Below are 18,715 nucleotides of genomic sequence, written 5' to 3'. Positions count from 1 at the left end.
ATGGTGTTGGTCGCACAACCATCATGACCGAGATGTCACCGCCTCACCTCATTCCAGAAACGAAAAGTCCGGGTTGCCCCGGACTTCCGTGAAGAACCTTAATTTTACCCTCCACATCCATTTTTGATTCAGATGAATGCAATGTTTGCTGCTTATCATAGGAAAACACACAGTGGGTATTTGTTGATGCCGCCTCCGTAATTAGCTTATCAAGCTGATTAGCATAAATTCTTTGAGTCTCATCAACCAAAACCAAGTCAACAGTAGAGAGATCATAATTCTTAAAATCTCGTATAGCGATGATATTCCAGCCAAACTTTTTTAGTCTCAAATGGCCATCATTGAGCTGCCCGCAATGGACAATTACAGTTCTCAATGAATTTCTGACAGACTTAACGATATCGTATGTTAATAATGTTTTTCCCGTACGGCGTTTTGCAAGGTAGTTGTCGCGTCAGCCGTGTTTTTAAGCTGCTATTTTCACTGCCGGCTGCTCCCTCTCTGGGTTGAGTGTGACGGCGCCGATAGGTTGCCAATTTCGCGTTGCACCTGACCAGCGATGAGGGTGTCTATGACGGGCTTGCTGGTACAGCACATGACGCTTGGCCAGTACTTCTTGATCCTCGCCGCGATGGCGCTGTGCCGGGGTCACGAAGCGGATGCGGCTATGGCGGTGTTCATGGTTGTACCAGCGGATAAAGTCGCGCACCCAGCTGCGTGCGGCTTCCAAATCGGCAAAGCCATCCTGCGGCCATTGCGGGCAGTATTTCAGGGTTCTAAACAGCGATTCCGAGTAGGGATTGTCATTGCTTACACGGGGTCGTCCGCGCGACGGGGTGATGCCAAGGTCGTACAGCTTGCTCAGCAGCGTCACTGATTTCATTGGCGCACCGTTATCCGAGTGCAGCACCAGGGGTTGGCCCGCGCAGCGCTCGCCGAGCACGGTACGCTGCATCAGTCCGGCCGCCCGCTCGCCGCTTTCTTGCTCGTAAACCTCCCAGCCCACGGCCTTGCGGCTGTAGATATCCTCGATCAAGTACAGGTAGTAATACTGCCCGCGCACTGGCGATGGCAGGTAGGTGATGTCCCATGACCAGACCTGATTGCTCTTCGTTGCACTGTGCGTGGTCGGTGCGGCGTGCTTGTGCGGCGCATGACTGCGACCGCGGCGATGCTGCTGATCAGCGGCTTTCAGCACGCGGTAAAAGGTCGCCTCTGAAGCCAGGTAGCGGCCTTGATCGGCCAGCCTTGGCACGATCTGACTCGGCGGCAAGCTGGCAAATGGCGGGCTGTTACAGACCTCCAGGATGGTGCGACGCTCCTCAGCACTCAGGGCATTGCTCGGGCGCGGACGTGGCGTGGTCGTACGCACATCGGCCTGTATAACCGGTGTCAGCGCCCAGCGTTGCAGGCTGCGTAACGACAGGCCGATCTCTGCGCAGGCCACCGCCTTGCGCGCGCCAGAGGCGACGGCGTGGTTAAAGCGTTCAACGAGTTGTTGCCGTTCTGGCAGCGAGGTCAAACGTCCTCGCTGTCGTTTCCCCAGAAGGCATTCATCTTTTTTCTCAGTACCAATATGGCGGCGGTTTCCGCCAGCGCCTTGTCCTTGCGCCGCAACTCGCGCTCCAGTTCGGTAATGCGTTTCTTGTCGGCACGTGCTTGATCTCGCTCTGCCTTGAGCTGCGCTTTAGCGGACATCTGGCCCGTAATGCAGGCTTGACGCCACGCGCTGATTTGCTCGGGGTACAAACCTTTGCTGCGGCAGTATTCGCTGAGCTCGATCTCGCTCAGGGTGGCCGCATGCAATACCGCTGCGAACTTGGCTTCAGCGGGCCAGTCATCGGTGTTGTTCTTGTCTCCAGGCACTACCGCGCCTCCTGCTTTGAGCTTGGTGCGCCAAGCATACAGCGTCGCTTCGGGGACACCTTCTTGGCGAGCGAGCTCAGCTACGGAGTGGTTGAGTGGCGGGAGTAACTTGTTCAGCAGGGCAGCTTTACGCTCAGGTGAATAGCTCGACATTACAGCTCTCTTTGACGCCCCCGATCTATCGTTTTGATAAATCAGCTCAGGCGACAACTAGCCTGACACCGGGGGCGTACCAGGCCCTCCAGTCAATGATATAAAAGCGGATGCACCTGTGCTCATATCTGCCAAAATTGAATTTCTTATACTCTCTTGATTTCCCGTTAGAAAGTATTGATCAGCAATAAACTTAGGTGTGGAGTTGAAAGGTGAAACCAAATAGTCAGATGGATTGAAAAGGGAATCTGGATTTTCTAATTTAGATAAATTTTGGCCAGTTAAAAGTTGCACTAAATAAGTTATGGGTAGAACATCCAAGCCTCCCATGCCATTCAATTGGTACAATTTTTTAGTTTTAGCGACGAAACAAACATTGTGAATAACTTTGTTGATATGGCTAAGGTAGTATTGGTTTCTAATTAGCTGCTTCTTGATCTTATCTTCACTGCTCTCACTCTTAACTTCTATATTAACTATGTAATTAGTACCAAAGCGCAGAAGATCGAACTCTTTACTTATGTGCTGTATTTTATAGCCAACATAAAAGTCATTGAAAATATTAACAAACGAAAACAGGGCGAACATTTCGTCTATCAGTAATTTTAAGCCGCCTACTTCATGGTTATTTAGACCAATTCCATAGTAATCAATAAATAAATTGTATTCACTGGTTCCCAAAGAATTATGCGCTTGAGCTAGCGATAATAAATTTATGCTTTTCATTGATAAAACTCTGCACCAAATTTTGTAATAAAAACCCACCAACTAGACTGAGATGGTCTAGGTGAGATTTGCTAGAAACTAACGCTTGTATAAGCAGCGCCCTGTCAAGGGCGTCCGGTGGAGGCCCGAAGGGCCGGAACGAACTTGATACACTTGTTAGCCATGCTTTAGTACAGATACTTGCGGCGGTATATACCGCTCTGAAGTGATATAGCTCTTGATAAAATCGTCATAGATTTCGTGGATTCCATCTTCACCCCTAGATGAAATGACTGCAAAGCGCACCCTAGAAAGCTTTTCTTTATAAATTGAAGAGCCTTTTAGTAAGTTCAAAAAAGCTAAGCGCTTAGACATCCTCATGCTGTCGAAAGATATAAATGTCTTTAGTACCATTCGACCAGAAGAATTGCTGCTGTCTAATGCCACATAGAACACACCTTGCTCTGTGACAATTCCGATATCTTTAACACCAGACATTAAAAGATCTTCCGCCAAATTTTTCGTATCTAGTCTGACTATCCCAGCCATCACGACCTTAATTAGAATTGAAAAATCAGATTTGGACCTAAAATCATTCCTCTCTAAAAATCTTTCGATGAAATGCTCGGAAATAGACAGCCCTTCAAAGAGCCCAAGATTATCCGTTTGGCTCATTGGGTTCTTTGATTCAACGAACTCCATTCTAGTCACTGCCCAGGTTTTGGTGCGTTCTCGAATATCTTTTTCATACCCGGTCTCATGTGTTACATCCAGAAACCACATTGTTTTTCTTTTGTTTCTAATATCCAAGCCAACAATCATAGGGCCGTAAATATAAGTCATGTTTTCAAATATTAGATTTTTGCTGTTCATTTTAACGCTAGGTGGAAATACTCCAATTTTAGAGGCTTCTGATTTTTCGCGAACCTTGTGAATCCAATCATTCCAATCATTTAGGTTTAACTTAGATGCTTGCGACACCATCATGCCCCCTTCTATGGCTAACAACTTACTGGAACGCCGGCTTTATGATTGCATATCAGCGACTTCCGCATGATCACGCTCCCTGCCGCCGGGCATTAAAGAGAAAACTGATACAAATCAGCCTGTTAACGTAAAGCACCCAAGTACCTAACGTATTCGCGTGACTTCCGCATTTTGTGAATTCAGTCGTACTGGATGAAATGCCAAGCGTCATGCATTCGCCCCCATCGTTACCCCTCAACTGGCGCGAGCGTGCGACTGTCTTGGCTATTAGCTGAATATCGATAGAGGATGCGCATGATGGCCAGCGGTCTGCCGGGATGGCGACACTCTGGTCAATTGCGGTAGGTGTGTGCGCCATCCTTGGGCTCCTGTGAACTGGCGTATTGCCATAGCTCAAAAGTAGCTCCATATCGGGGCGGGGTAAAGCGCAGGTTGTTTATGTGCTCGCGACTACCCCGTAAAGCTCGCCTGTTGCCTGATTTGCACTGCCATAGCGCAAGCCGTCCCACGTTTTGTAGCGATTAATTAGCATTCACTACATTTATTGAATACAAAGCCGCTACATTTTTGTACACAATGTGCGACCTTTTCACGCACTGGGCTTTGTTTAGCCTGGGTTCTAGCCCTGATTTTGGCCTGTAGCGGCCAGTTGGCCGGCGCAGCGAAGGCGGAACAGAACGTGCAAGCGCAACCTGTAGGGCTGTGAGTTTCAGCTCTGCTTGGCAAATCCAACAAGACGCAAGGAACGGCCCATGGCTAACGACGACTTCAAGATTCGCGAAATCGACCCGTCGCTTTACAACGACGATCTCGCACCGCTACCGCCGAGCAAGCGCACCTGGGGCTGGTTCGAGATATTCAATGTGTGGTCCAACGATATTCAGAGCCTGTTTGGCTACACCTTGGCCGCTACGCTATTTATCTCTTACGGCCTGAGTGGTTGGGCAGTACTAGGCGGTATCGTATTGGCAGGGTGTATCGTGATGGGACTGGTGCAATTGACCGGTAAACCCAGCGTTAAGTACGGCATTCCTTTTCCGGTGATGGCGCGCTCCAGCATGGGTGTGCGTGGCGCTAACTTTCCGGCGGTGGTTCGCGGGATTGTGGCTATCTTCTGGTATGGCGTGCAGACCTATTTTGCCTCTACCGCCGTTGCCCTGCTGCTGAACGCGGTGCTGGAGTCGCCGGCAGATGCGGCTACCTTTTTGGGTATGACGCTGATCGGCTGGGTGTCCTACTGCCTGGTGTGTGCCTTTCAGGTTATGTTGTTTGTGCGCGGCATGGCGTGGATCACGCGCTTCCTGAATTGGGCAGGCCCACTGGTATATGTGGTGATGATCGCGCTGATGCTGATCATCTGGTATCAAGCCGGCCCGAGTCTGTGGAACGAGCTAGGCAGCATTTTTAGCGGCAGTGGTGATTACGAGACTGGCCCGGTGGCGGCCTTCTTCGCGGTGGTAGGTACCATGGTCGCGTACTTCGCGGCGGTGGTGATTAACTACGGCGACTTTGCCCGCTTTGTAAAAGACGAGAAGCAGATGACCAAGGGCAACTTTCTTGGTTTGCCAGTCAGCCTGGCAATCTTCTCGCTGATTGCTTTGGTCATTACCGCAGGCACCGTGGTGGTGTTTGGCGAGACCTTGACCAACCCGACCGACATCATCGCGCGCGTCGATAACCTGACGCTAACCATCATCGCGGCGCTGACTTTCTTCGCTGCGACTGTGGGTATTAACCTGGTGGCCAACTTCATTCCACCGGCCTACGACATTGCCAACCTGGCGCCCTCACGCATCAGCGCGCGTACCGGTGGCTTTATCACTGCGGCTATTGCCTTCTTTATTGGTGCGCTCTGGGTGTCGTTTATCAGTCAGGTAGGCATCGCGGCTTTCGTTGACACCTTGGGTGCGATTCTGGCGCCGCTGTACGGCATTATCGTGGCGGACTACTACCTGGTGCGTAAGCAACAGCTGAATCTGCAGGATCTGTTCAGCGCCAAGGCGGGTTCAACCTACTACTTTGATGGCGGCTGGAACCGCAAGGCGATGATCTCGTTCGCCGTGGCCTCGGTGTTCTCGGTCGCCTCGGTTTGGGTGCCTGCCGTTAGCCAGCTGCACGGTTACGCCTGGTTGCTGGGCGCCTTGTTAGGTGCGGTGCTGCATTACGCGCTGATGCACAATGCGGCCGCGTTGCACAAAGCCACGACCGCTGAAAACCAAGGTTAAGTGGTTGCTGCTGCACCTGGCCATGCAGGTTAGGTGCAGCCCTAGCAACGCGCTTGGCTTTGCAACGACCGGTTAAATGCTCCGGAACACGGCACCGATGGAGTCGAATGCCTTGCGTAGCCACACCTTGGTGCGCTGGCGTTCCATCATGCTGAGGTGCGCACCATTACTGCTCTTGACGTTAATGGCAGACCAGAAACCCAGTGACAGTTTGTCGATGCGGTGTAACGTGGCCGTATGCAGTTCCGGAATATCTACTACACCCAGCAGACGAGCCGCACGGCCCTTGGCTAATACGGCGTCAATATCGCTAAAGTCGTTACCGCGGCCGTGGTTTTTCACCACTACGAAGGGCATCACGCCGCCGTATTTCTGCTGGAACTCTTCAAGCAGGCTGATCGAATCACGGCCGCCGTCTACCACGTACCAGAACACCGTCTTGAGCCCTAATTCATCACACATTTCCAGCACGCCGCTGTCTTCCAGCCAACGATCAAGAAAGCGCTGGCTCTGGGACGGCAGGTCGATCAGCAGTTGCTTTTGCTCTTCGTCAGTCGCTATTTCAACGATCTGATCGATACTCTCGAAATCATCCAGCACGATGGGCTGAGTGAATTCGGGGTAATAATGGGTGAGCGTAGCGTGGGATTGATCCGCATCAAAGCCCGCGTACAAAAGGCCGTATTCGAGAAAGTACTGCGATAACACGCGCGAGACGACGGACTTACCAACGCCGCCCTTCTCGCCACCTACAAAGTGAATGGTGCTCATGCAAATATCCTGTGCTGCGCTGAAAAGTGAGGGTAATGCGAAATATAGGCCAATAATGCGAAAAATCTGTGACGCTAATACACAGCTGATGCACCGCGCCTGATGCGAGATTACCAGCAAAACACCCTGCAGCCATTGCTTACGCTTAGACCCATCTTTCAGTCACGCAGTGCCGCCCAAGTTTTCTGACCAACAATACCGTCAGCCAACAAACCCTGTGACAACTGAAAGTTCATCACTGCCAGTTCGGTTGCCGGACCAAAGTCGCGATCAATCGCCAGGGGCACACCATTGGCAGCCAAAAGCTCCTGCAACTCTCCCACTGCATCGCCAAAAGAACCGCGACGTAGCGCAGCGGTGCTGCCACCTTGGCGTTGCGAAACGCCAATGGCTTCAATAGCCGCTATCGCGGTTTTTGCCTTTTGCAGATAATTACGTCGGTCTTCAAGGCCGTTAAGGCCGCCATTGACCAGCCGCGTGGCCTTAATCAGATCATCCCGATCTGCGACCGGGTTAATGTTGCGCATGGCCCAGTACTCGCAAGCGATGCGCAGCGACGTCAGCGGGTCGGCTGCCAGCTCGGGGTTGTCTTCCAACGGCAGCTCAAGGCGCCCCGACATGCTGCGATAGTTCGCCCGCCCGGTCAGCTGGATTAGCCCCCGACCCTTGTAACGTCTGCCGTCACCTCGCTGGGTATTACCCAAGTCTCGCCGGCCTTCATACGCCGCGCCTGAGGCAAACTCCTCAGTGGTACGAAAGCCCGCGCACTCATGCGTTACCTGGCCCATGAAATGCGCAATGCGCAGCCGGGTGTTGATTTGATAATGGTTCAGAGTGGGGGCAAAAGCGGCAGAAATGTCGCCCACGATGCGCATTTGCGCCTGTGCCAACGAGCCGGAAAAACGCGGTGCTACCGCGAGAATGAAATTACCATCGACAGGAATCATGCGGCTAGCCTCGAGAGTTAGACGTGCGGATCAGTGATCTTCAGATCACAAAACGGCACTGCTCTACTACGCCGCGGCTCAGCGCTTAACCGGTAACCAGGAAGCTACCGCCAACCCATTAATAGGAGGTAACCAAGCGCCAAAGAAAGCTTAGCTGGATTGCGCTGGCGCGCCAGTCAACTGGTACAGCCGCCCCGCAACCCGCCCACCAAAACAGCCGCCAATGGAGCCTCTTCAAAACAACACTAAAGCGCCAATGGCAGACCGGTCTGGACGCTCTCGCACTGTTGTAATACCCGCATAAAGTGATCCGGGTCTTTGATCAGTACGCCGCTCTGGCCACTGTGTTGGTCTACCGCCAGTTGGCGAGACAGCCAGAAACGCAGGGCGGCGATTCGCAGCATATTCGGCCAGCATTCATGCTCCGCAGGCGTAAAGGAACGCTGGCTGGCGTAACCGGCGAGCAACGCCTTGGCGCGGCGCGGGTCCAGGCTGGCATCAGGATTAAGGCACCAATCATTAACTGCGATGGCAACGTCGTAAAGCGTCCAGCCGCTGGCGGCGTTGTAGAAGTCGATCACGCCGCTAAGATGGTGGCCATCAAACATGACGTTGTCGCGGAACAGGTCTGCATGCAGCACCGCGCGCGGTAAGCCTGGATCCTCACGCTGCCATTGGGCGAGCAAGCAGAGCATCGCGTCTAACTGCTCTGCTTGAGCACCGCTACTGAGTGCGAGCTGCTGACGCGTTTCGCTAAGCATCCATTCCAGGCCTCGCTCGCTGGGTCGCGCTAATGCCGTGTCGACCGTGGCATTGTGAAGCTGCGCAAGCCAACGACCCAGGGCCTCGCAATGTGCGGGGTCTGGGTGTTCAATATGCTTGCCTGGCAAGCGTGGCTGTATCAACGCCGGCTTACCGTTGAGCTGCTGCAAGCAAATCCCTTGACGGTCGGCGATAGCGTAGGGCACCGAAAGCCCCGCCTGATGCAGGCATTCCAGCAACTCGATAAAGAACGGCAAGGCCTCAACATCGCCGCGCTCAACCAACGTCAGTACATAATCGCCAGAGCTGCAGCTGACGAAGAAGTTACTGTTTTCGCTACCACCGGCAATGCCGGAAAACTCAACCAGCCGGCCCAACTCAAAACCTTGCAGGAAGGCCTCTAGCTGAGCACGACTGACTTCTGTAAATACCGACATAACTCAGCTCACCACTCAAAGATTTTCCAGGACGGGATGCGCAAGCCTTCGGGCTGATCCGAGCGCACATAGTTGCCGTCTTCATCTACCGCAACCAGATAGTAGGGCGCACCGCTCTTGGGAGTGACCTTGATAGCGTAGAGAAAGCCGTTCAAGCGGTACTCTTCAACCGTGCGGTCACCCTCTTCACGGATAGTTACATCAGGCTCGGCGGTGATGGCATCTTGCGCCATTACCGAGAAGCTGCACGCCAGCAGTAGCACGGCCAAGCCACGGCCAAATAGTCGAATCATGGTAGTCTTGTCCTATTGTTTGACGACACATCTATTCTAGCTCCATTACCTCCGGAAATGTTGACCTGACGCATGACTGACACAGCCCCCCTCGTTTTAGTCGATGGCTCCTCCTATCTTTACCGAGCCTTCCACGCACTGCCGCCCTTGATGACATCCAAAGGCCTGCCCACGGGCGCGGTCAAAGGCGTGCTCAACATGCTCAAGAGCCTGCGCAAACAGTATCCGGATAGCCCGATAGCGGTGGTGTTTGACGCCAAAGGCCCGACCTTTCGCGACACCATGTTTGAGGAATACAAATCCCATCGCCCTCCCATGCCTGACGACTTGCGCGTGCAAATCGCGCCGCTGCACGCCAGCGTCAAGGCATTGGGTTTGCCGCTGCTATGCGTCGAGGGCGTCGAAGCCGACGATGTGATTGGCACGCTGGCCTGCGAAAGCGCTGCGAATGGTCGCGCGGTGGTAATTTCTACCGGCGATAAGGACATGGCGCAGCTGGTTGACGGTCACGTCACCTTGGTCAACACCATGACCAATACCGTGATGGACATTGAGGGCGTAAAAGAAAAGTTTGGTATCGGCCCGGAGCTGATTATCGACTATCTGGCCCTCATGGGTGACAAGGTCGATAACATTCCCGGCGTACCGGGCGTAGGCGAGAAGACGGCGCTAGGCCTACTGACCGGGCTCGGCGGCGGGCTGGATGTGATTTACGCCAATCTCGACAAGATCGCTGAGCTGCCGATTCGCGGCGCAAAGAAACTCGCCGAGAAGCTCACCGAGCATAAAGACATGGCTTACATGTCTTACGCGTTGGCGACCATCAAACTGGATGTGGAGCTGGAGATTCGCGCTGATGCCCTGATGCCCACCAAAGCTAACCGCGAAGCGCTGGCCGAGCTGTATCAAGAGCTGGAATTCAGGACCTGGCTGGTCGACCTAGAGCGTGACGCCAAGGCCGAGGCCATCAACGGTGATGCTGCCCCGGTCAGCGAGCCCGAGCAGGAAAATAACTACGAGACTATTACCGAGCAAGCCGACTTCGAGCGCTGGCTGGATAAACTCAAAGCTGCGGATCTGTTCGCCTTTGATACCGAGACCACCAGCATTCATGCGCAACTCGCAGAGCTGGTCGGCGTGTCGCTCGCAGTCAGCCCGCACGAAGCGGCTTACATCCCGGTCGCCCACAGCTACATGGGCGTGCCTGACCAGTTGGACCGCAATGCGGTATTGGCTGCACTCAAGCCCTATCTGGAAGATCCGAAAAAAGCCAAGGTCGCGCAGCACGCCAAGTACGACATCAACGTATTGGCCCACTACGACATTCATGTGCAGGGCGTGGCCTTCGACACCATGCTGGAATCTTACATACTCGACGCCACCGCTACCCGTCACGACATGGACAGCCTGGCGCTCAAGTATCTGGGCCAAGGCACCATCAAGTTTCAGGACATCGCCGGCAAAGGCGCCAAACAGCTGACCTTTGACCAGATTGCGCTGGAGCAGGCCGGGCCTTATGCGGCAGAAGATGCCGACGTAACCCTGCGCCTGCATCAAACCCTGTGGGCCAAACTACAGCCGCAGGAGCGCGTCGCCAAGGTACTGCAAGAGATCGAAATGCCGCTGATGCCGGTGCTGGCGCGTATCGAGCGCTGCGGCGCGCTGGTCGATGCCAAGCTGCTCGGCGAACAAAGCATTGAACTGGGCACCAAAATGGTCGCCTTGGAACGCGAGGCGTTTGCACTGGCCGGACAAGAGTTCAACCTCGGCTCACCCAAACAACTGGGTGCCATTCTGTATGAGAAGCAGGGCTTGCCGGTGCTATCGAAAACCGCCAAGGGCCAGCCATCCACCGCAGAATCGGTACTTGCCGAGCTAGCGGAGCAAGGTTACGAGTTGCCGCAAGTGATCATGCAGTATCGCAGCGTCAGCAAGCTGAAGAGCACATACACCGATCGCCTGCCGGAACAGATCAACCCGCGTACGGGGCGTATCCACACCTCTTACCACCAAGCGGTAACGGCAACCGGGCGTCTCTCATCGTCTGATCCAAACCTGCAGAACATCCCGATTCGCAGCGCGGAAGGCCGTCGCATTCGTCAGGCGTTTATTGCACCTAAGGGCTACAAGCTGCTGGCAGCGGACTATTCCCAGATTGAGCTACGCATCATGGCGCACCTGGCGCAGGACGTGGGTCTGCTGCACGCATTCAAACATAACCTCGACGTGCACAAGGCCACCGCGGCTGAAGTATTCGGGGTAGAGCTTGATGAAGTCACTACCGATCAGCGCCGCAGCGCCAAGGCGATTAACTTTGGTCTGATTTATGGCATGAGCGCGTTTGGCCTGGCCAAGCAGATCGACGTCGACCGCAAACAGGCTCAGGCCTATATCGACCGTTACTTCGCCCGTTACCCCGGCGTATTGGCTTATATGGAGCGCACCCGCGAACAGGCCAGCGAGCAAGGCTATGTTGAGACGCTGTTTGGTCGTCGCCTCTACTTGCCAGAAATTAACGCCAAGAACCCGGCCATGCGCAAGGGCGCCGAGCGCACTGCAATCAACGCCCCTATGCAAGGCACTGCGGCCGATATCATCAAGCGCGCCATGATCAAGGTCGACCAGTGGCTGACCGACAGCAAACTAGACGCCCGCGTGATCATGCAGGTACACGATGAATTGGTACTGGAAGTGCGCGAAGATCAAATAGATGCGGTCAGCAAAGGCTTGCAGGATCGCATGGGGCAAGCCGCTGAACTGGATGTGCCGCTGCTAGTGGAAGTGGGCGTGGGTAATAACTGGGATGAGGCGCACTAAGGCGCGCCTGCTGGCGGCGCGCAGCGGCAAACCTGAAGCTATATCAGCAGGCCTTGCTTGCGCTTGTAGGTTGGCATTCAAGACGGAAACTCCAGCAGCTAAGCGACGGGGTTTTCATAACCAACCGATCTAAATGTTTTTTTGAACTTAGCTGCAACTCACTCGTCAGATATTACATGGACGGCTTAACAGCCATTCATGCTCCTTAGATGTGATTTAGTGTTGGCAGAAAACCGGGCTCTCCCTTTCCTAGCACAGCCCGGTAGTTAGCCCCGAGCCTCCCTCCCCATAGATGCTCGGGGTTTTTTTTGCCTGCGATTTACTGCCGACGATTAGTCAGCAGAATCATCGCCCCACTCGTCATCACTCAGCTCTTCCGGCTCGTCTTCATCCAGATCGTCGCCTACCAGAAGCTCTTCCTCTGGCGGGAACAACCACTGCTCCAAACGCGCGTAGGCTTCGTCTATGCCCTGACGCTTGGGCGCCGAGAACAACTGCACGGTGGACAGTTCGCCGAAGGTTTTGCGCATAGTGGTCTGAATTTTCAGCAGCGCATTTTTTGCCGCGCCGAATGCCAGCTTGTCAGACTTGCTTAACAAGACATGGACAGGAATCTGACTCATTTGCGCCCAATCGAGCATCATGCAGTCAAATTCTGACAGCGGATGCCGAATATCCATCACCAGCACCACACCAGCGAGGCTATTGCGCTGAGTGAGATAAGCATCCAAATGCTTTTTCCAATGCTCTTTTAGTTCCAAAGGCACCTTGGCATAGCCGTAACCCGGCAGATCCACCAAGCGGCGGTCTTCGTCCAGCTGGAAAAAGTTGATCAGCTGAGTACGACCCGGCGTCTTGGACGTGCGCGCCAGACGGGCGTGGGTGAGCGTATTGAGCGCGCTGGACTTACCGGCGTTGGAGCGCCCGGCAAAAGCCACTTCCAAGCCAATATCGGCCGGGCATTGCTCTACCAGGCTAGCGCTCTTAATGAAAGTAGACTGCTGGCAGAGAGATATAAGGGGAGATGTAGACGACATGGGGAACCTTTGATTCCGCCCAACGGGCTGGAAAGCTGATGACATTCACGCTTGCGGCGTGCTTAGTATATAATGCCGCGGTTGTGGGAAGCACTGAACAATTCCCTAGACGTTCATCGTCCAGGCGATTTTTCAGTGTTACTCGCTCAGATTCGTGCACCTGCGGCAGTTCGGCCATTGCGCCGGGCGAAGGCGGCAGCTAGCATGAACGAAATAAAGGCAACCTGTGAAGAAAACGCGGTCATTAAGGCCGGACAACAGGTAAAGCCACCATTTTTCTTTTAGCCGTAATTGGATTAGCTGATGAATAAACTACTCGTTAGTCTGGTATTGACTCTGGGCTTTGCTACCTCTGCGCACGCCGTTTCAGGTGATGCCGAAGCAGGCCAAGCCAATGCAGCCGTTTGTGGAGCTTGTCACGGAGCGGATGGTAACAGCCCCGCGCCCAACTTTCCTAAGCTGGCTGGTCAAGGTGAGCGTTATTTGCTCAAACAGATGACCGATATCAAGGAAGGCCGTCGTAACGTAGTAGAGATGACCGGCATGCTTACAAACCTGAATGAGCAAGACTTGGCTGACCTTGCCGCCTATTTCTCATCGCAAACCCAAGCCATGGGCGCCGCAGACCCAACGCTGGCCGAACGTGGCGAAGCTATCTACCGTGGCGGTGATCTGGCCACTGGCCTGCCATCGTGCACCGGCTGTCACTCTCCTACCGGCAAGGGCAACCCACCTGCGGGCTTCCCGCATCTGGCTGGCCAACATGCTACCTATACCGCCAAGCAGCTGACTGACTTCCGCGAAGGCAATCGTACCAATGACGGCGACGCCGCCATCATGCAAACAGTCGCTAGCCGTCTGAGCAACAAAGACATCGCAGCGGTTGCCGCCTACATTCAAGGCCTGCGTTAATTACCCAGCCCTGCGTTACAAAAAAGGATGGCTTAGGCCATCCTTTTTTTATCCCCATTTTATGCAAAAAAAAGTCTTTGCTAGCAACATAGTGCGACAGCTTTGCATCTAGCAATCAGGGAATCTTTGCTCTACTGTCGGGTCTGAAAATCGACAATCTTTTATTAACTACCTGATTACCTGCTTTGGAGAACTACATGCGCGCGTTGTTAACCGTTGGTCTGATCTGGCTGCTCGGCAGCTTCGGCATGGTTCAGGCGGAGGATGCCCCTTATCAGGCTGGCGTGCATTACGCCGTACTGCCTACACCAGCGCCTACTCTTGATCCGAACAAAATCGAAGTGTCAGAACTCTTCTGGTATGGCTGCCCACACTGCTTCTCCTTCCAGCCGACCCTGCACGAATGGTCAAAGACACTACCTGACGACGTTAACTTCCGTCCGGTGCCTGCTATGTTTGGCGGCGAGTGGAACACCCACGCTCAGTTGTTTTACACCCTGGAAAGCCTAGGCAAGCTGGACGAAACCCACGATGCCGTATTCAACGCTATCCACAAGCAGAACAATCGCCTGAAAGACGAAGATGCAATGGTTGAGTTTCTTGAGCCCTACGGCATCAGCAAAGACGACTTTGTTAAAGCCTGGGATTCATTTGGCGTGAAGAGCAAAATGAACCAAGCAGAGCAACTAGCTCGTGCCTATCGCGCTAGCGGCGTGCCTTGCCTGATCGTGAACGGCAAGTACCGTATTGAAGGCAAGATGGCTGGCAGCTTCGAGAACATGCTGAAAATCGCCGAATATCTGGTTGAGCAGGAACGTCAGGCTCAGTAAACGGGAGCCATCGCATGCTATCGACTGGCAACATTGCGGGTTTCCGCAACACTCGCGGCTCAATGTCGTCAGCCGAGTTGCGCACCAATACCCACTGCCAACCAGCCGAGCAGTCGCTGCCAGATGTGCTGCGACTGCTCAGTTTCAACATTCAGGTAGGCAACAATACTCAGCGATATCACCACTACCTTACGCGCAGCTGGCAGCACTTATTGCCGCACGCCGGTCGTCAGGTACAGCTGGGCAAAGTCGCCCAGCTGCTCGGTGATTTCGACCTGGTGGCACTGCAGGAAGTGGACGGTGGCAGCCTGCGCTCAGGCTTCGTAAACCAGGTTGAACATCTGGCACGCGAAAGCGGCTTTCCTTACTGGTATCAGCAGCTGAATCGCAACCTCGGGCGCTTTGCACAGCACTCCAACGGGCTGCTCAGCCGTTACGCTCCCGATCTGCTGGAAGATCACAAACTGCCGGGCATACTGCCAGGCCGAGGCGCTATTCTCACCCAGTTTGGCCAGGGTGAAGAGTCGCTGCTGGTGGTCATGATGCACCTGGCGCTCAGCCCCAAGGGGCGTGCCAACCAACTGGCTTACATTCGTGAGCGGATTGCCGACCACCGTCACGTGGTGCTGATGGGCGACATGAACACCCACGCCGAAGACCTGCTGGAGAAGTCTCCGTTAAAGGGTAGCGAGCTACACACGGCCACCCTGCCCGGAACCTATCCAAGCTGGAAGCCAGCTAAAGTGTTGGATCATATTCTGATCAGTCCTAGCTTGAGCATTGAGCAAGTAGACGTGCTGCCGCTGGCCGTTTCCGACCATTTACCGGTCGCCATGCATATCCGCCTTCCGGCCACGCTATGTCAGCCACACGGTAAGAGCTAGCCAGAAGCTCAAGTTCACCTATAATCTCTGGAAAAACCTTCTGGAGCCTCCATGTCTGACATTCACCCATTCGCGCCCGATTCTGCGTCATCAAGAGGGCCAAGCGAACAGGAAGAGCTGCTCAAGCGCGGCTTGGTGAGGGTGAGTATCGCGGCAGATGGCATCGACCCATTGCTGGATCGCCGACTGAAGGAGTTGCGTAACGCCCTGCGTAGCGATGCACCACCAAAGATGCTCAGCGCACTATTACCCGATCTGGAGCGCGCCGTACTGGCCGCCGATCAGACGCGTCAGCAGCGTAGCGACGACGTCCGGGCTCTGCTGAAGAAGCTGATCCGTCAATTGCAGGATCAGGAGCCGCCAACAGACACTGACAAGGCGCTGCGTGCCCTCAGCAAACAGTTGGATGCGCCTGAGAATCTAGCTCTGAGCATGCCCCGCCTGCTGCGAGACCTAACGCAGTTGCAAGCAGCTACCTTTAACGGCACCCCGGAAAGAGCCCCAGCCGGACTCTGGTCACGCTTGTTTAACAAGTCGAGCGAAGCAACCGACCCGCCAACCGAGATAAACGAACTGCCTGAGGCCCCGGCAGATTCACCGGCCGAGCAACCAACTGCCGAGGAACCGCCGTTTAACCTGCAGGCGCAACCCGCACAAGCTGATGCCGACATAGCCTGCGAAGCGCCAGCAAAGGTTAGCGGCAATATCAGTGGCGAAGAACAGAGCTACTCCAAAGTCGCTGCGCATATCGAATCTATCCTGCTCAACCTGCTTAGCGAAATCCAATTACTCGATCAACAGGAAGCAGAATCTCAGCGCCTGCGTGATCAGGTTGGAAAAGGCTTGAACTGGTATGAACTAACAGTCGCGCTGGAAGCACTGTCCGCGCTGGTACTGAACGCGCAGCAGAGCCGGCAGGTCGAATTTGAGCGCTACCTGAAACAGCTCAACCAGCGCCTCAGCCAGTTTCAGGGCAATCTTGAGGAGGCTCAAAACTCCTACATTGACTCGCTGGAAGAGGGCCGCTCCCTCGAAGGTGCCATCCGTGGCGAAGTTGAAGTGCTCCACGAAGACGTGCGCGAAGCCGATGACCTGAATACGCTCAAGGCCAACGTCGAGGCCAAGCTGAGTGCGCTATTGAGCAAGGTCGATCAGGCCAGGGAGCTACGCGACAAGCGCGACGATCAAGTATCGGACCGACTGAAAACCATGGTTGAACGCATTCAGGTCATGGAAGTTGAGGCACAAACCTTCCGCTCGCACCTTGAAGAGCAGCGCCAGCAAGCACTCATCGACAGCCTCACCGGACTTCCCAACCGCGCAGGCTTACAAAAGCGCATGAACGAAGAGTATGAACGCTGGCATCGCTACGGCGGACAACTGCTGCTAGTCGTGCTGGATGTGGACCACTTCAAGTCGATCAACGACCGTTTTGGTCATTTGGCTGGCGACAAGGTGTTGCGCCTTATCTCCATGCAAGTATCACGACGCCTGCGTAAAACCGACTACATAGGTCGCTTTGGCGGTGAAGAGTTTGTTGTGCTGATGCCCGGCACAACGCTGGACCAAGGCGCGATTGCTCTTGAAGAGCTGCGCTCAGGCATTGAAGGCAGCCCCTTCCATTTCAAAAATGAACGCGTTCCCGTCACCATCTCCATCGGCTATACCCAGTTCTGCACAGGCGACACCTTGGACAACGTGTTCGAGCGCGCGGATCAAGCCATGTACCAGGCCAAGGAGCAGGGCCGCAACCGCGTAGTGCAGGATACACACACCGCCGTCGCCTGAGCCCATCGTGTTAACCTGCGTTTTTTCGGCCGCAACAGGTATATCTCTGTGAGCTATTGGAAAGGGTTGCTGCCGGCGTTGGCGTTACTCGCTGGTTGTAGTGAACAACTGGTGATCGATGATCGCTACCGCGCCAGCGGGCAGGACAACCGCGTGCAGTACATAGTGCTGCACTACACTTCGTCCGGTTTTGAACGTTCCTTCAATGTGCTGACTCAGGGCGACGTCAGCAGCCACTATTTAATCAGTGACCACGACCCGGTGATTTACCGCCTGGTCGATGAAAACCGTCGCGCTTGGCATGCAGGTGACAGTAGCTGGCAAGGCCGGACCTGGCTCAACGCCAGTTCCATCGGCATTGAAATGGTCAACGACGGTTATGTGGATAACGCCGACTGCCGCCAATGGCAGGCCTGGGATCAACCCCAGATAGATGCTCTGATCAAACTGCTGCGCGATATTCAGCAGCGTCAGGGACTAGGACCGGAGTCCGTTGTGGGTCACAGCGATGTGGCACCGCAACGCAAAGTCGACCCGGGCCCGCTTTTTCCATGGCAGCAGCTGGTCGCTGCCGGGGTCGCCAGCGGGCCTGATGCAGAGCGTGTACGGGTAATGCAAAACTGGCTGGCTGGCCGGACTCCGCCTGTTAGTTGGTTCCAGCGAAGCCTTGCGGCTTGGGGTTATAGCGTGCCGCAGAACGGCGAGCTGGATAAGGCTACCCGCAACGTTATCGCCGCCTTTCAGATGCGCTTCCGACAAACCCATTACGACGGGCAACCGGACAGTGAGACAGCTGCACTGCTCGCTGCACTGGTGCCCGCGCAAGGAAAAGTACTGCTGAATTCACCTACGCCTCAGTGGTACACACCAATCGCGAATCCATCAGCGCAGCCGTCCGGTGCACCGCTGCCTCCTTGTACTGCTCGTCCTCCAGCAAGCTGAGAAAGGCGGCCAGCGACGGAAACTCAAACACTAGCACCTCATCCCACTGCTCGCCCTGCGGCGCAATGAGGGTGTGTAGCACGCGACTCTGCAACCTGATATGCGCGCCTACCGCCGCCATGCTGTCGGCCACCGCACGCAGATACCGGGCGTAGGCATCGCGTCCGGAGCAGGGATGAGCGTCGGTCCCGGAAGGGTATTCGCCGTGCGCGTTGAAGCGCAGCAGATTGAGCATCTGAATTGCGGCATCGGCAGGCACCTTGTCACTCAAGGTCTTAATTTGACTGGCACTGCTGTCAAGACTGGGCATGGCGCTTCCTTTACGGCAAGACTGGACTAACTGTCAGCAAAGCAGGCAA

17 protein-coding genes are annotated in these 18,715 nt (G+C 54.7%); 7 read left to right on the top strand and 10 right to left on the bottom strand.

The annotated features are described in order from the left end of the window. Positions 1–43: 43 nt before the first annotated feature. The 4 genes from AC1XYH_RS18025 to AC1XYH_RS18010 form a co-directional block, all read right to left on the bottom strand. Positions 44–376, bottom strand: a complete 333-nt coding sequence (locus AC1XYH_RS18025) for a hypothetical protein (RefSeq protein ID WP_483324495.1) — start codon at positions 374–376, stop codon at positions 44–46. Between the two features lie 90 nt (positions 377–466). Continuing rightward, positions 467–2,019 (bottom strand): IS3 family transposase gene (locus AC1XYH_RS18020; protein ID WP_169850854.1). Its coding sequence is split into 2 segments (ribosomal slippage): positions 467–1,557 and positions 1,557–2,019, totalling 1,554 coding nucleotides; the frame shifts between segments, so codons are not numbered across the junction. Between the two features lie 57 nt (positions 2,020–2,076). Further along, positions 2,077–2,745, bottom strand: coding sequence for a hypothetical protein (locus AC1XYH_RS18015; protein ID WP_483324494.1), 669 nt, complete (start codon positions 2,743–2,745; stop codon positions 2,077–2,079). A gap of 156 nt (positions 2,746–2,901) precedes the next feature. Continuing rightward, entirely contained in the window at positions 2,902–3,711 is an 810-nt protein-coding gene (locus AC1XYH_RS18010) for a hypothetical protein (RefSeq protein ID WP_483324493.1), read from the bottom strand. 752 nt (positions 3,712–4,463) lie between these two features. On the opposite strand from AC1XYH_RS18010, the gene AC1XYH_RS18005 reads away from it, so the two are divergent. Then, the gene (locus AC1XYH_RS18005; protein WP_483324492.1) at positions 4,464–5,936 is read left to right on the top strand and encodes an NCS1 family nucleobase:cation symporter-1; all 1,473 of its coding nucleotides are present in this window, start codon (positions 4,464–4,466) and stop codon (positions 5,934–5,936) included. A gap of 72 nt (positions 5,937–6,008) precedes the next feature. Here AC1XYH_RS18005 and AC1XYH_RS18000 read toward each other — a convergent pair whose 3' ends face one another. The 4 genes from AC1XYH_RS18000 to AC1XYH_RS17985 all read right to left on the bottom strand — a co-directional run bounded on the left by AC1XYH_RS18000 (position 6,009) and on the right by AC1XYH_RS17985 (position 9,146). Then, the gene (locus tag AC1XYH_RS18000; RefSeq protein WP_483324491.1) at positions 6,009–6,707 is read right to left on the bottom strand and encodes a P-loop NTPase family protein; all 699 of its coding nucleotides are present in this window, start codon (positions 6,705–6,707) and stop codon (positions 6,009–6,011) included. A gap of 158 nt (positions 6,708–6,865) precedes the next feature. Further along, the gene (locus AC1XYH_RS17995; protein ID WP_483324490.1) at positions 6,866–7,654 is read right to left on the bottom strand and encodes a peptidoglycan-binding protein; all 789 of its coding nucleotides are present in this window, start codon (positions 7,652–7,654) and stop codon (positions 6,866–6,868) included. 245 nt (positions 7,655–7,899) lie between these two features. Continuing rightward, positions 7,900–8,853 (bottom strand): homoserine kinase, encoded by a 954-nt coding sequence (locus AC1XYH_RS17990; RefSeq protein WP_483324489.1) that lies wholly within the window; start codon positions 8,851–8,853, stop codon positions 7,900–7,902. Between the two features lie 8 nt (positions 8,854–8,861). Further along, a complete protein-coding gene (locus tag AC1XYH_RS17985) occupies positions 8,862–9,146 on the bottom strand; it encodes a DUF2782 domain-containing protein (protein WP_483324488.1) in 285 nt (94 codons plus the stop codon). A gap of 72 nt (positions 9,147–9,218) precedes the next feature. On the opposite strand from AC1XYH_RS17985, the gene polA reads away from it, so the two are divergent. Continuing rightward, entirely contained in the window at positions 9,219–11,963 is a 2,745-nt protein-coding gene (gene polA / locus AC1XYH_RS17980) for a DNA polymerase I (RefSeq protein ID WP_483324487.1), read from the top strand. Between the two features lie 332 nt (positions 11,964–12,295). Here polA and yihA read toward each other — a convergent pair whose 3' ends face one another. Next, complete coding sequence (gene yihA / locus AC1XYH_RS17975; protein WP_483324486.1) at positions 12,296–13,000, bottom strand: ribosome biogenesis GTP-binding protein YihA/YsxC; 705 nt, start codon at positions 12,998–13,000, stop codon at positions 12,296–12,298. A gap of 303 nt (positions 13,001–13,303) precedes the next feature. Here yihA and AC1XYH_RS17970 point away from each other — a divergent pair, with 303 nt between their 5' ends. From AC1XYH_RS17970 to AC1XYH_RS17950, 5 genes are all read left to right on the top strand, one after another. Then, complete coding sequence (locus AC1XYH_RS17970) at positions 13,304–13,912, top strand: c-type cytochrome (protein WP_483324485.1); 609 nt, start codon at positions 13,304–13,306, stop codon at positions 13,910–13,912. A 197-nt stretch (positions 13,913–14,109) separates the two neighbouring features. Then, positions 14,110–14,742 (top strand): thiol:disulfide interchange protein DsbA/DsbL, encoded by a 633-nt coding sequence (locus AC1XYH_RS17965; protein WP_483324484.1) that lies wholly within the window; start codon positions 14,110–14,112, stop codon positions 14,740–14,742. 62 nt (positions 14,743–14,804) lie between these two features. Next, positions 14,805–15,626, top strand: a complete 822-nt coding sequence (locus AC1XYH_RS17960; protein WP_483326412.1) for an endonuclease/exonuclease/phosphatase family protein — start codon at positions 14,805–14,807, stop codon at positions 15,624–15,626. Positions 15,627–15,677: 51 nt separating this feature from the next. Next, positions 15,678–17,414, top strand: a complete 1,737-nt coding sequence (locus AC1XYH_RS17955) for a GGDEF domain-containing protein (protein ID WP_483324483.1) — start codon at positions 15,678–15,680, stop codon at positions 17,412–17,414. A 48-nt stretch (positions 17,415–17,462) separates the two neighbouring features. After that, on the top strand, positions 17,463–18,356 hold the full coding sequence (locus AC1XYH_RS17950; protein ID WP_483324482.1) for an N-acetylmuramoyl-L-alanine amidase: 894 nt from the start codon (positions 17,463–17,465) through the stop codon (positions 18,354–18,356). On the opposite strand, the gene AC1XYH_RS17945 is transcribed toward AC1XYH_RS17950, so the two are convergent. Beyond that, positions 18,262–18,666 carry a DUF1330 domain-containing protein gene (locus tag AC1XYH_RS17945; RefSeq protein ID WP_483324481.1) on the bottom strand — a complete coding sequence of 135 codons (405 nt, stop codon included), beginning with the start codon at positions 18,664–18,666 and terminating at the stop codon, positions 18,262–18,264. The two genes, AC1XYH_RS17950 and AC1XYH_RS17945, sit on opposite strands and share 95 nt — an antisense overlap. Between the last annotated feature and the right edge of the window lie 49 nt (positions 18,667–18,715).

Source organism: Pseudomonas sp. GW-45, from assembly GCF_056896675.1.
Note: the sequence above shows the minus strand (reverse complement) of the source record. Positions and strands in the feature narration are given on the sequence as shown.